Source organism: Acinetobacter sp. CIP 102529 (assembly GCF_000368325.1).
In the GTDB taxonomy this organism is placed as follows: Bacteria; Pseudomonadota; Gammaproteobacteria; order Pseudomonadales; family Moraxellaceae; genus Acinetobacter; species Acinetobacter parvus.
Genome location: NZ_KB849355.1, coordinates 1,822,713 through 1,836,686, shown reverse-complemented (window position 1 = coordinate 1,836,686; position 13,974 = coordinate 1,822,713). Strand labels below are relative to the sequence as shown.

General features: G+C 43.9%; 5 protein-coding genes, 2 tRNA genes, 3 rRNA genes and 2 pseudogenes. 3 read left to right on the top strand and 9 right to left on the bottom strand.

Annotated elements, in window-relative coordinates; all coding sequences use genetic code 11:
• Nucleotides 1-46 precede the first annotated feature (46 nt).
• From ileS to F972_RS14165, 3 genes are read left to right on the top strand one after another with little or no spacing between them, the layout of a single operon-like run.
• Nucleotides 47-2,884: an isoleucine--tRNA ligase gene (gene ileS / locus F972_RS14175; protein WP_004770027.1), complete on the top strand. Its 2,838-nt coding sequence runs from the start codon at nucleotides 47-49 to the stop codon at nucleotides 2,882-2,884.
• Complete coding sequence (lspA, locus tag F972_RS14170; RefSeq protein WP_004770026.1) at nucleotides 2,877-3,407, top strand: signal peptidase II; 531 nt, start codon at nucleotides 2,877-2,879, stop codon at nucleotides 3,405-3,407. Before ileS ends, lspA begins: the two co-directional genes overlap by 8 nt.
• A gap of 1 nt (nucleotide 3,408) precedes the next feature.
• Nucleotides 3,409-3,891 (top strand): FKBP-type peptidyl-prolyl cis-trans isomerase, encoded by a 483-nt coding sequence (locus F972_RS14165; RefSeq protein WP_004756808.1) that lies wholly within the window; start codon nucleotides 3,409-3,411, stop codon nucleotides 3,889-3,891.
• Nucleotides 3,892-4,315: 424 nt separating this feature from the next.
• Here the strand turns inward: F972_RS14165 and F972_RS14160 are convergent, their stop codons facing one another.
• From F972_RS14160 to F972_RS14120, 9 genes and pseudogenes are all read right to left on the bottom strand, one after another.
• Entirely contained in the window at nucleotides 4,316-5,485 is a 1,170-nt protein-coding gene (locus F972_RS14160; protein WP_004680194.1) for a PQQ-dependent sugar dehydrogenase, read from the bottom strand.
• 191 nt (nucleotides 5,486-5,676) lie between these two features.
• Nucleotides 5,677-6,099 (bottom strand): annotated as a pseudogene (locus F972_RS14155) (MFS transporter); the annotation flags it as partial.
• Nucleotides 6,093-6,521, bottom strand: a pseudogene (locus F972_RS14150) (acyl-CoA dehydrogenase family protein); the annotation flags it as partial. The pseudogenes F972_RS14150 and F972_RS14155, both read right to left, overlap by 7 nt.
• Before the next feature lie 202 nt (nucleotides 6,522-6,723).
• On the bottom strand, nucleotides 6,724-7,800 hold the full coding sequence (locus tag F972_RS14145) for an AI-2E family transporter (protein WP_004680197.1): 1,077 nt from the start codon (nucleotides 7,798-7,800) through the stop codon (nucleotides 6,724-6,726).
• Between the two features lie 117 nt (nucleotides 7,801-7,917).
• Nucleotides 7,918-8,032 (bottom strand): 5S ribosomal RNA (gene rrf, locus F972_RS14140).
• 195 nt (nucleotides 8,033-8,227) lie between these two features.
• A 23S ribosomal RNA gene (locus F972_RS14135) occupies nucleotides 8,228-11,120 on the bottom strand.
• Between the two features lie 472 nt (nucleotides 11,121-11,592).
• Nucleotides 11,593-11,668, bottom strand: a tRNA-Ala gene (locus tag F972_RS14130).
• A gap of 71 nt (nucleotides 11,669-11,739) precedes the next feature.
• A tRNA-Ile gene (locus F972_RS14125) sits at nucleotides 11,740-11,816 on the bottom strand.
• Nucleotides 11,817-11,993: 177 nt separating this feature from the next.
• Nucleotides 11,994-13,530: ribosomal RNA gene (locus tag F972_RS14120) — 16S ribosomal RNA — on the bottom strand.
• The 16S, 23S and 5S rRNA genes sit together here with 2 tRNA genes alongside, the layout of an rRNA operon.
• Nucleotides 13,531-13,974: the final 444 nt, after the last annotated feature.

Genomic DNA, 13,974 nt, shown 5'->3' with positions numbered 1-13,974 from the left:
TAATACATGTCAGTTTATACACTGATCAAACTGGAAGAAAACTTGCATGAGCGATAAGCAAACTCCTGAAAATGCAGTGGATTATAAAGCCACACTCAATTTACCTCATACTGAATTTGCGATGAAAGCAAATTTGGCTGTGCGTGAAGCCAAATGGTTAGAAGAGTGGTATGCCGACAACATTTATCAGCAGATTCGCGCATCGCGTATTGGCAAGAAGAAATACGTGCTACATGATGGTCCTCCATATGCCAATGGTCAAATCCATTTAGGTCATGCGGTTAATAAAGTCCTCAAGGACATTATTATTAAAAGCCGTGTATTGGATGGCTTCGATGCGCCTTATGTACCAGGTTGGGACTGTCATGGTCTGCCAATCGAACTTAAGGTGGAAGAAAAAGTCGGTAAAGTTGGCGTGAAAGTAGACGCATCAACGTTCCGTAAAGCCTGCCGTGAATACGCTTACACACAAGTTGAATTACAAAAGAAAGACTTCGTGCGTATGGGTGTGTTTGGTGACTGGGACAATCCTTATCTGACCATGAACTTTAAACAAGAAGCGGACATCGTTCGCTCGCTTGGTGCGATTGCTAAAGCTGGTCATATTGAACCGGGCTTAAAACCTGTGAACTGGTGTTTGGACTGTGGTTCTGCACTGGCTGAAGCCGAAGTTGAATACGAAGATAAAAAATCAGATGCAATTGACGTTGGCTTCACCGTTGTAGATCTGAAAGATTTAAGCGCACGCCTAAGTGTTGATGTGCAAGATGTAACGGATATCGTGATCTGGACGACCACGCCATGGACACTACCTGCCAACCAAGCAGTTGCGGTACATGCCGACATTGACTACCAACTTGTTCAAATTCAGAACGATCGTGGTGCGCAAAACTTCATTCTTGCTAAAGATCTAGTGGAATCTGCGATCGAGCGTTACAAGCTCGAAAATCCAGTCGTACTGGCTGATTTTAAAGGCGCTGTCATCGAAAACCTATTATTACAACATCCGTTGATTACAGATCGCCAAGTCCCTGTGATCGTCGGTGAACACGTCATCGCAAGCAGTGGTACAGGTGCCGTACATACCGCACCGGGCCATGGTGTGGACGACTATAAGGTTGGCCTACAGTACAACCTAAAAGTGGATAATCCAGTTGGTGGCAATGGTGTATATTTACCAACAGCACCGATTTTTGCTGGTGAGCACATCTATAAAGCCAACCCAAAAATTATCGAAGCATTGGGAGCAACAGGTCGTTTGTGGGCGCATCAACCGATCAAACACAGCTACCCACATTGCTGGCGTCATAAAACGCCAATCATCTTCCGTGCGACACCGCAATGGTTTATCAGCATGGATGCCAAAGGCTTGCGTCAAACTGCATTAAATGCGATTGAAAATGACATCGAATTTGTTCCAGATTGGGGTAAAAACCGTATCCAATCGATGATTGAAGGTCGTCCAGATTGGTGTATTTCTCGTCAACGTACTTGGGGCGTGCCAATTCCGTTCTTTGTACACAAAGATACCAATGCGTTACACCCACGTACACCTGAACTCATCGAAGAAGTTGCCCAACTGATTGAGCAAGAAGGGATTGATGCTTGGTATAACCGTGATGCCAGCGACTTCATTGGTACTGATGCCGAACATTACAATGCTGTTCGCGATACCTTAGACGTTTGGTTCGACTCAGGAACCACACACTACGCAGTATTGCGTGAACGTGAAGAGTTACAAGACCCTGCAGATTTGTATCTTGAAGGTTCAGACCAACATCGTGGCTGGTTCCAATCGTCATTGTTAACTTCAATTGCGATTAATGAACGTGCACCGTATAAAGGTCTACTCACTCACGGTTTCGTGGTCGATGAGAAAGGTCGTAAGATGTCTAAATCATTAGGCAACATCATCACCCCACAAGACATTATTAAAGATATGGGTGCTGATGGTTTACGTTTCTGGATTGCATCTGCTGACTATCGCTATGAAATGACGGCTGGTAAAGAAATCTTTAGCCGCGCATCAGATGGTTATCGTCGTATTCGTAATACCTTACGTTTCTTGTTGGCAAACCTGAATGGCTTCAAACCATCAACTGATGCTCTACCTGTAGATGAATTGATTGCATTGGACCAGTACATCTTGCAACGCGCTGCTGAGGTTCAAAAAACCATCCAGCAAGCCTATGAAGAGATGAATTTCCATATTGTGACCAACGCATTGACCAACTTCTGTATCAATGACTTGGGTGGCTTCTATCTCGACATCATCAAAGATCGTCAGTACACCACCAAAGCAGATTCACAAGCACGTCGTTCTGCTCAAACAGCGCTATATCATATCGTGCAAGCCTTTGTTCGTTGGATGTCGCCAATTTTGAGCTTTACCGCACAAGAAGCTTGGCCATTGATTCCTGAACAGACAGGTAAATATGTGTTTACTGCTGAATGGTATGACATTCCAACTGCATCAACAGCAAACTTACTGTCAGAAGCAGATTGGCAAACATTGATTAGCGTAAAATCAGCAGTAAACAAACAGATTGAAGCAGCGCGTAACGCTAAACTTGTCGGTAGTAACTTATCTGCAAAAGTTGAACTTTGGGCAGATGAAGCATTACAGAAATTGTTAAACCAATTGGCTGATGAATTACGTTTTGTCTTGATCACCTCTCAAGTCATCGTTTACCCTTATGCTGAACAAGGTGAAAGCACTGACTTAACAGGATTACGTGTCGAAGTCTCCGCAGCAGATGGTGAAAAATGTGTACGTTGCTGGCATGTATTGCCAGATGTCAATACGCACGTTGGTCATACTGGATTATGCGCCCGTTGTATCGTCAACGTCACAGGCAGTGGCGAAGTGAGAAAGTATGCCTAATACACAAGCAAAAACAGGCTTGTTTCAATTTTATCCGCACAATTTACTTTGGCTCGGGCTATCGGTCCTTGCCATTGTGTTGGATCAATGGACTAAATGGATTGCCAGCTCGCATTTAAATTATGCTGATCCCGTTCCAGTGCTACCTTTTTTGAATTGGACTTTACTCCATAACCATGGTGCAGCATTCAGCTTTTTATCTGATGCGGGTGGTTGGCAACGTTACCTGTTCACCTCTTTAGCAGGCGTAGTCTCGGTTATTTTTATTTTTTGGTTGATGCGTATGCCAAAGAAAATAATTGTATTACCAATGGCGATTGCGTTAATTCTTGGTGGTGCAATTGGCAATTTAATTGACCGTGTTAGCTTAGGTTATGTGGTCGATTTTATCCACGTTTACTACCAAAACAGCCATTTCCCAGCATTCAACCTTGCCGATAGTGCGATTACCTTAGGAACAATCCTGCTACTTATTGATACTTTCTTCCTTGAAAAGAAACGTATCCAAAATGCGGATGCATAAGATGACTGAAATTATCCAACCAAACGAAGAAATTCGTATTCAAGATGGCTCAAAAGTCGACTTGCATTTTTCTGTTTCAATCGAAAATGGTGTTGAGATTGACAATACACGTAATCGTGAAGAACCCGTAAGCCTCGTGATTGGCGATGGTAACTTATTACCTGGCTTTGAAAAGGCATTATTTGGTTTACGTGCAGGTGACCGTCGTACCGTGAGTCTTCCACCTGAAGAAGCATTTGGTCCATGGAATCCTGAAAACGTACAAACTTTTGATACGGTTAAATTTGAGCAACGTCCAGTTGAAGGACACATGATTGAGTTTGAAGATAAAGCCAAACAAAGCCTCTATGGCGTGGTGAAATCTGTAAATGATGATGTGACCGAAGTAGACTTTAACCACCCTTTAGCGGGTAAAAATATTACCTTTGAAGTTGAAATCTTTAGAGTCACCCCTGCTGGACAACAAGGTATTAAATTGATGTAATCAATTTGCATACTTGCTGCATCTTTCTGCTGTTCAACCCCCCCAAGTACAAGAATATGGACTTGGGGGATTTTTTATTGAATAAGACAATTATTAAATATAATCAATCATTTAAAACTCAATAAATCCAGTTTATTGATATTCGTTTCACCAATATCTCGTTGTACGTTTTAGCTTACATGCATTGCAGAAAATTGATGCTAGGCAAAAATCACCTTTCATTTTATATTTAAGGCATACAGAAACAGGATGTTTCAAAAAGCAAGAATAACTATAATAAAGAATATAACGGCAGGACGCTGAAAGGTATAACAGCACTAATACCTAAACATAAATCTGAAAAAGCCCCGACATGATGTTGGGGCTTTTTTCTATCTGTTTTTTGTCCCACCCTAAAATATGTTTAGACCTGAAGAAAGGCATTTTATGGAGCCACCAATTTAAGCAATCTGGCAGATTGACCATCTTCAATCACCCAAATATTGCCATCCTGCGCTTGGAGTACGCCACGAATCCGCTGCCCCATCGCGATTCGCTGTAGCTCCCGAACAGGCTGTGCTTGTGTATCCACTACAATAATTGCTTTTGAAGATAAACCACCAAGAATGGCTTTATGCTTCCAGTGTGGAAATACATCTCCCGTATAAAACATCAAACTTGAAGGAGAGATGACAGGCGTCCAATCCAGAACTGGGGCTGTAAATTCAGGACGAGTCGCATGGTCTGGAATTGGCAAACCATTATAGTGATCACCATTCGACACCAGCGGATAGCCATAGTTTTCGCCCTTGGCAATCAGATTCAACTCATCGCCACCTTTAGGTCCCATTTCTGCAACCCAAAGCTGCCCTGCGGAATCAAATGCCATGCCCAAAGGGTTTCGATGCCCCAAACTCCAGACTTGTTTGGCAATCTCGCCATGTGTTTGAAATGGATTGTCTAAAGGGGTTGTGCCATCTGCATTTAAACGCAAAATTTTGCCTAAATTAGATTTTAAATCCTGAGCAGGTTCAAACTTTTGTCGTTCACCAGAACTTATCCATAATTTGCCATCTGCACCAAACTTTATACGATGTGCATAATGTCCCTGTCCTGAAACTTTCGGCACTTGCTGCCAGATTCTTTGAATTTGGGCAAGTTTTGGCGTGGGTTTAGCATCCAATAAGAGCTTGCCCCGAATCACGACTGCACCGTAACCACCCGTACCCGCTTCTGCATAACTTAAATAAATCTGCTGATTCTGTTTAAATTCAGGATCTAAAATGACATCACCCAAACCACCTTGTCCGCCATAAGCCACTTCAGGGATAGCTTGAACATCTAAGCTTTGAACTGTTTTTGGATTAAAAAGTTTTAATTTCCCCGCTTTTTCTGTAATTAATAGACGTCCATCTGGTAACTCTGTCAATGCCCACGGCTCATTAAAATCTGCAATTGGCTGTACTTGATAGCGTTGTAAGTTTTGTGCAGAAGTTGATTTTGACTCTAAAGTAGCCGAGTTCTGTTTCGGCTGAACTTGTGCATTACACCCTGTGATTAAACCCAATGTAACTAGACCTATAAATCCATAGTGTTGCCGATTCATCTTAAGCATCCTAATTGCTCCTCTATTTATTCAATCTTAGCTTGAGCTAATCAAGACATCATAACCAATGAAACTCACCCTGAGCATAATAGAAATGTATCGCTATACACTTTCTTACTTGAATCTTCTACAAAGTAAATAGGCAAAAAATTAAGGAGCGATGCTCCTTAATTTCAAAGTCCCACAATATTAACGATCAATTAACTATAAGATCGACTGGCTTTTTTGACCACACTTGGCTCACTCACCACCTTTGATGTACTTTGTAAACGAATCATTGCCACTGCAATTGCACCAATCACCGCAGGAATCGCCACCGCCAAAAAGTTCATTTTATGCGGTAAATTCATACCCAAAAGTACGCCAATGATAATAGGGCCTACAATCGCACCTACACGCCCCACTGCAGAAGCACAACCGATACCTGTCGAACGAATCGTGAGTGGATAATACTGTGCAACAAAGCTATACAGTAAAATACTGCTGCCAATGGCAGAAGCACCCGCTAAGCCGACCAATAAATAAATTACAGGCTGTGGTGAATTGAAGCCTAGACCCACTAGAGAGAATGCCCCCAATAAAAACATGCCAATAATCACAGGTTTTAAGTGGAAACGGTCTGCAAAGCGGCAACATCAGATCCACCACCAGGCTCAGTAATTGCCAAAGCCGAAATCTTTTCGCCGGAAATAATATCTGGCAATACTTTCGCTTTTAGTTCTTCACTTCCAAAATGCTGAATTGGTGGAGCACCGATGGTATGTACCATCAACGAAATATGCACACCACCTGAACCCGCTTTCGCCATTTCCACACCAGCGAGTAACGAATAAAAAGGATCAGCATCCGGAATACCCCCATATTCTTCACCAAAGCCTAAGCCCAATAATCCAATCTCAGCAGCTTTCTTATAAAGCTCTCGAGGAAACGTTTCAGCCTCATCCCATTCATTAACAAATGGAGCCATTTCTTTTTGCACGAATCGACGTACATTGTCTGCAAAAGCTTGGTGTTGTTCATTATAGTAGATCGGATTAAGTTGCATTTTCTGCTTCCTAGCTTGAATAATTCTGAGTCGATTAGAGTATTTATAAGCGCTTTACCTTATCAAAAAAGAAAAAACCAAGCAAGCGCTTGGCAAAATACACATCAATTTTATCCATAATCATTTATCAAAAACGTTGAGATATTTATCCGAAATAAGAGCCCAAATCCTATTAGTAAGTATTTAAGCCCTATTATCACGGTTATGATTGATCGTAATTTTTCGGATTCTGCATGAGTAAAATAGCAAATGGGCGAGTAGATCGAAATGCTTCCAAAACAATTACAAAAATTGAAGTAAGAGGAATTGCTAAAATCGCTCCTGCGATTCCCCACAATGAAGACCACAAAGACAAGGAAAGCAAAACAACAAACGGAGATAAATTGATTTGTTTACCAATCATACGTGGCTCTAGAAAATTTCCTACAAACATTTGTGCAACCGTCAATAGAATTGCAACCAGAATAGTTAATTTCAGCGAACCAGTTTGAGCCAATGTCATTAGAACAGGGAAAATCACACCGAATAAAGAACCAACGTATGGAATATAGTTAAACAAACCAATAATTAAAGCCCAAAATAATGCATACTCCACACCACACGCCCAAAGAATAACAAAACAAATCGTTGCTAAAATCAAATTAATAAGTGTCTTAACGACAAGATATTCACTAATCTTTTTATTAATATCCGCGATCAATAACCGCGTTTGTTCAGTTTTACCATCTGGAAATGCAATCATTAATTTTTTAACGAACTGATCTCGCTCATTCAATAAAAATAAGGCATATACAATAATGACAACAAACATGCCTGTCAGCGCACTAAATGAAGTAAGTGTCGAAGTAATGAGACTTTGAAGATTAATCTGGCTCATCAGCATTTCTCTAAAGATTTGCCAGTCCGGACTATCACTCCACCCTAAATACGCGTTTACATACAAAAAAACCTGTTCAATATTCGCTTCATAGATTGGCATCTTAGCCAAAATTTTCTGTCCAGTTGTAATCACTAAACTAATAAGCTGAACCATCACCACAATAAAACTGATTAATACCAATATTCTTCTAAACCATTCTGGCGTAGATTTCAAAACAGGAAACTTTACTAGCCAATGACTTAATGTGATAAGGATATACATCGCTATCGTCGCAACAAGGATTGGCAATAAAAAGCCTTGCCCAATTTTCAACAACCATCCAAAGAGAATTAAAAACAATAAAATATAAACCAATGTCTGTAGGCTAGATTGCCAAGAACCAAGATTATTATTTTGCATATTCACATCACGCTTTATCTTTTCCCCAATAGTTATACCGTAATTTTCCCCAATTTATTTTTCTCGTTGCAATAAAAAACACCCCTAACCGTCAGGTTAGGGGTGTTTGAATTTAAAAGCTGGCGATGACTTACTCTCACATGGCAAGTGCCACACTACCATCAGCGCGAAGAGGTTTCACTTCTGAGTTCGGGAAGGGATCAGGTGGTTCACTCTTGCTATTGTCGCCAGCAAACTGTTGTGGTGTTTTGGGGTCTTATTGATCATGTTGTGTTTTCACTTCATGTCTGCCTTACTTACGAACCAAAGAGTTATTAACGGATTAGATATTGAGTCTAACTTTGTGTTCAGCATTTTAACTAGTTTTTACACTAAATCAAGTTATGTATTGAACTTATCTTGAATACAACAACTGTTTGGGTGTTGTATAGTCAAGCCTCACGAGCAATTAGTATTGGTCAGCTTCACACGTCACCGTGCTTCCACACCCAACCTATCAACGTCCTGGTCTCGAACGGCTCTTTAGAGGAATAAATTCCTAGGGAAATCTTATCTTGAGGTAGGCTTCCCGCTTAGATGCTTTCAGCGGTTATCCCTTCCGAACATAGCTACCCGGCGATGCGACTGGCGTCACAACCGGTACACCAGAGGTTCGTCCACTCTGGTCCTCTCGTACTAGGAGCAGATCCTCTCAAATTTCCAGCGCCCACGGTAGATAGGGACCGAACTGTCTCACGACGTTCTAAACCCAGCTCGCGTACCTCTTTAAATGGCGAACAGCCATACCCTTGGGACCTGCTTCAGCCCCAGGATGAGATGAGCCGACATCGAGGTGCCAAACACCGCCGTCGATATGAACTCTTGGGCGGTATCAGCCTGTTATCCCCAGAGTACCTTTTATCCGTTGAGCGATGGCCCTTCCATACAGAACCACCGGATCACTAAGACCTACTTTCGTACCTGCTCGACTTGTGGGTCTCGCAGTTAAGCGCGCTTTTGCCTTTATACTCTACGCGTGATTTCCGACCACGCTGAGCGCACCTTCGTACTCCTCCGTTACTCTTTAGGAGGAGACCGCCCCAGTCAAACTACCCACCAGACATGGTCCTCGCCCCGGATTACGGGGCAGAGTTAGAACCTCAACATTACCAGGGTGGTATTTCAAGGACGGCTCCATTGGAACTAGCGTTCCAACTTCAAAGCCTCCCACCTATCCTACACAAGTAAGGTCAAAGTTCAATGTCAAGCTGCAGTAAAGGTTCACGGGGTCTTTCCGTCTAGCCGCGGGTACACTGCATCTTCACAGCGATTTCGATTTCACTGAGCCTCTGCTGGAGACAGCGCCGCCATCATTATGCCATTCGTGCAGGTCGGAACTTACCCGACAAGGAATTTCGCTACCTTAGGACCGTTATAGTTACGGCCGCCGTTTACTGGGGCTTCGATCAAGAGCTTCGCTTACGCTAACCCCATCAATTAACCTTCCAGCACCGGGCAGGCATCACACCCTATACGTCCACTTTCGTGTTTGCAGAGTGCTATGTTTTTAATAAACAGTTGCAGCGGCCTGGTTTCTGCGGCTGCCAACCGCTCAGGGAGCAAGTCCCATCACCGTCAGCAGCGTACCTTCTCCCGAAGTTACGGTACCATTTTGCCTAGTTCCTTCAGCAGAGTTCTCTCAAGCGCTTTGGTCTACTCGACCTGACCACCTGTGTCGGTTTCGGGTACGATTCCTGTGTAACTGAAGCTTAGAGACTTTTCCTGGAAGCATGGTATCAGCCACTTCACTGTACAAGTACAGCTTGCTATCGACTCTCAGCATAGAGTACCCCGGATTTGCCTAAGATGCATGCCTACTGTCTTCCACCTGGACAACCAACGCCAGGCTGACTTAACCTTCTCCGTCCTCTCATCGCATTACACAGAAGTATTGGAATATTAACCAATTTCCCATCGACTACGCCTCTCGGCCTCGCCTTAGGGGTCGACTCACCCAGCCCCGATTAACGTTGGACTGGAACCCTTGGTCTTTCAGCGAACGGGTTTTTCACCCGTTTTGTCGTTACTCACGTCAGCATTCGCACTTCTGATACCTCCAGCATACTTCTCAATACACCTTCTTCGGCTTACAGAACGCTCCCCTACCACGTAACTTAAAAGTTACATCCGCAGCTTCGGCACATAGTTTTAGCCCCGTTACATCTTCCGCGCAGGCCGACTCGACTAGTGAGCTATTACGCTTTCTTTAAAGGGTGGCTGCTTCTAAGCCAACCTCCTAGCTGTCTATGCCTTCCCACATCGTTTCCCACTTAACTATGATTTTGGGGCCTTAGCTGGCGGTCTGGATTGTTTTCCTCTTGACTACGGACGTTAGCACCCGCAGTCTGTCTCCCGGATAGTACTCATTGGTATTCGGAGTTTGCATCGGTTTGGTAAGTCGGGATGACCCCCTAGCCGAAACAGTGCTCTACCCCCAATGGTATTCGTCCGAGGCGCTACCTAAATAGCTTTCGGGGAGAACCAGCTATCACCAGGCTTGATTAGCCTTTCACCCCTATCCACAAGTCATCCCCTGGCTTTTCAACGACAGTGGGTTCGGTCCTCCAGTTAGTGTTACCCAACCTTCAACCTGCTCATGGATAGATCGCCTGGTTTCGGGTCTATACCCAGCAACTAAACGCCCTATTAAGACTCGATTTCTCTACGGCTCCCCTATTCGGTTAACCTCGCTACTGAATATAAGTCGCTGACCCATTATACAAAAGGTACGCAGTCACCGAACATGTCGGCTCCCACTGCTTGTATGCATGCGGTTTCAGGATCTATTTCACTCCCCTCACAGGGGTTCTTTTCGCCTTTCCCTCACGGTACTGGTTCACTATCGGTCAGTCAGGAGTATTTAGCCTTGGAGGATGGTCCCCCCATATTCAGACAAGGTTTCACGTGCCTCGCCCTACTCGTCATCATTATGTGTGCCCTTTCGTGTACGGGAATATCACCCTCTACGTTCGCACTTCCCAGAGCGTTCCACTAAAACACACATAACTTAATGGGCTACTCCCCGTTCGCTCGCCGCTACTAAGGGAATCTCAATTGATTTCTTTTCCTAAGGGTACTGAGATGTTTCACTTCCCCTCGTTCGCCTTGCAACACTATGTATTCATGTTGCAATACCTACCTTATGGTAAGTGGGTTCCCCCATTCAGATATCTCCGGATCACAGGATATTTGCCGCCTCCCCGGAGCTTTTCGCAGGCTATCACGTCTTTCTTCGCCTCTGACTGCCAAGGCATCCACCACATGCACTTAATTACTTGACTATACAACCCCAAACAGTCGCTAACCCTTACAAGTAAGGTTAGGACAGATTGCTATGCTCGTTTTTCAACTTACATCGCTCTCATCCAGTTTGTTGCTTCGTGAATTTAATCACCGTACAGCTTCAATCTAAATTCATATACCAAAACGCTTGATTCAGTGTTTTTGCTAGTTCTCATTTCTAACAACTCAGCTTAAAGAATTAATTCTTCTTGCTTTGTTATTGAATGAGTGAACAATTTATTTCAGACTCAAATTCTAATCTGTTAATGATTAACTACAGCCTCGTCAGCTTGCAGTAAACTGTGATAAATCACAGAAGTTAATAAATCTAAATCAATCTCTTGATTCACCTTATTTATTAAGTTCTATAATTTAAAAATATCTTTCACTACCATATTAGATCAGATACTACGCGCAGCATAGCTGCTTGTCTTGCGCTTCGGCAAAGCGTTGCTTTGCTGATCGAAGCTCTGGTGGAGACTAGGAGAGTCGAACTCCTGACCTCCTGCGTGCAAAGCAGGCGCTCTACCAACTAAGCTAAGTCCCCAGCTTACAATCATAATGAACGACATATCTTTTTATCTAGCAGCTTGTGATTATTCATCACTTCGTCAGTAGTGGTGGGTCTGACAAGACTTGAACTTGTGACCCCACGCTTATCAAGCGTGTGCTCTAACCAACTGAGCTACAGACCCTGAGAAATAAAAGAAGAGATCGTTGATCTCTTCTTTTATTTCGCAAGACAAGCGCAGCGCGTAGTGCACGACTTATCTCTAAAATTAAAAAAGAGAAACAATACTTTTTCTATCTTTCATTCGATATATCTCGAAGAACAACTTGTTGTGGATTCTTACCGATCGTCAATCTTTCGTTAAGGAGGTGATCCAGCCGCAGGTTCCCCTACGGCTACCTTGTTACGACTTCACCCCAGTCATCGGCCACACCGTGGTAAGCGTCCCCCCTAAGGTTAGACTACCTACTTCTGGTGCAACAAACTCCCATGGTGTGACGGGCGGTGTGTACAAGGCCCGGGAACGTATTCACCGCGGCATTCTGATCCGCGATTACTAGCGATTCCGACTTCATGGAGTCGAGTTGCAGACTCCAATCCGGACTACGATCGGCTTTTTGAGATTAGCATCCTATCGCTAGGTAGCAACCCTTTGTACCGACCATTGTAGCACGTGTGTAGCCCTGGCCGTAAGGGCCATGATGACTTGACGTCGTCCCCGCCTTCCTCCAGTTTGTCACTGGCAGTATCCTTAAAGTTCCCATCCGAAATGCTGGCAAGTAAGGAAAAGGGTTGCGCTCGTTGCGGGACTTAACCCAACATCTCACGACACGAGCTGACGACAGCCATGCAGCACCTGTATGTAGATTCCCGAAGGCACCAATCCATCTCTGGAAAGTTTCTACTATGTCAAGGCCAGGTAAGGTTCTTCGCGTTGCATCGAATTAAACCACATGCTCCACCGCTTGTGCGGGCCCCCGTCAATTCATTTGAGTTTTAGTCTTGCGACCGTACTCCCCAGGCGGTCTACTTATCGCGTTAGCTGCGCCACTAAAGCCTCAAAGGCCCCAACGGCTAGTAGACATCGTTTACGGCATGGACTACCAGGGTATCTAATCCTGTTTGCTCCCCATGCTTTCGTACCTCAGCGTCAGTATTAGGCCAGATGGCTGCCTTCGCCATCGGTATTCCTCCAGATCTCTACGCATTTCACCGCTACACCTGGAATTCTACCATCCTCTCCCATACTCTAGCTGACCAGTATCGAATGCAATTCCTAAGTTAAGCTCAGGGATTTCACATCCGACTTAATCAGCCGCCTACGCACGCTTTACGCCCAGTAAATCCGATTAACGCTCGCACCCTCTGTATTACCGCGGCTGCTGGCACAGAGTTAGCCGGTGCTTATTCTGCGAGTAACGTCCACTATCCTAGAGTATTAATCCAGGTAGCCTCCTCCTCGCTTAAAGTGCTTTACAACCAAAAGGCCTTCTTCACACACGCGGCATGGCTGGATCAGGCTTCCGCCCATTGTCCAATATTCCCCACTGCTGCCTCCCGTAGGAGTCTGGGCCGTGTCTCAGTCCCAGTGTGGCGGATCATCCTCTCAGACCCGCTACAGATCGTCGCCTTGGTAGGCCTTTACCCCACCAACTAGCTAATCCGACTTAGGCTCATCATTTAGCGCAAGGTCCGAAGATCCCCTGCTTTCCCCCGTAGGGCGTATGCGGTATTAGCATCCCTTTCGGAATGTTGTCCCCCACTAAATGGCAGATTCCTAAGCATTACTCACCCGTCCGCCGCTAGGATCAGTACCGAAGCACTTCACCCCGCTCGACTTGCATGTGTTAAGCCTGCCGCCAGCGTTCAATCTGAGCCATGATCAAACTCTTCAGTTTAAAATCATTTGTACTTTACTAAAAGTACTAAATCTGGCTCATCAATTTTCTGACTAAAAATTCGCTCAAATAAACTTCGAGTAATTTCTACCATTCAATCAATGATAATATATCGATTAATCAATCAGTAAAAATCCACACAAGTTGTTCTTCTATTCTCTTAATGATCTTCTCAATGATTCGTCATCATCAAGCTAGGTCGGCTATGTTACTCTAATCTAAATTAAAGTCAACAGGCAATTTCGATATTTTTAAAACTCATCAATCAACCCAAGAATCTAACCACATTAGCCAAATTCTTGTTTCTCAAAAAGTTTTTATCTGCATCACCGCCGATGAGTGGGCATTCTACAGCATTTCAGATACGATGCAACCCTGTTTTTTATTATTTTCTTTTGCATGTTTCTTTTTTCTACAAAACTGATGTTTTCGGCGTTTTTATCA

What these genes read in the sequence shown, in the direction of transcription:
- ileS (WP_004770027.1), top strand. Translation starts at nt 47, where the DNA reads ATGAGCGATAAGCAAACTCCTGAAAATGCAGTGGATTATAAAGCCACA.
- lspA (WP_004770026.1), top strand. Translation starts at nt 2,877, where the DNA reads ATGCCTAATACACAAGCAAAAACAGGCTTGTTTCAATTTTATCCGCAC.
- F972_RS14165 (WP_004756808.1), top strand. Translation starts at nt 3,409, where the DNA reads ATGACTGAAATTATCCAACCAAACGAAGAAATTCGTATTCAAGATGGC.
- F972_RS14160 (WP_004680194.1), bottom strand. Translation starts at nt 5,485, where the DNA reads ATGCTTAAGATGAATCGGCAACACTATGGATTTATAGGTCTAGTTACA.
- F972_RS14145 (WP_004680197.1), bottom strand. Translation starts at nt 7,800, where the DNA reads ATGCAAAATAATAATCTTGGTTCTTGGCAATCTAGCCTACAGACATTG.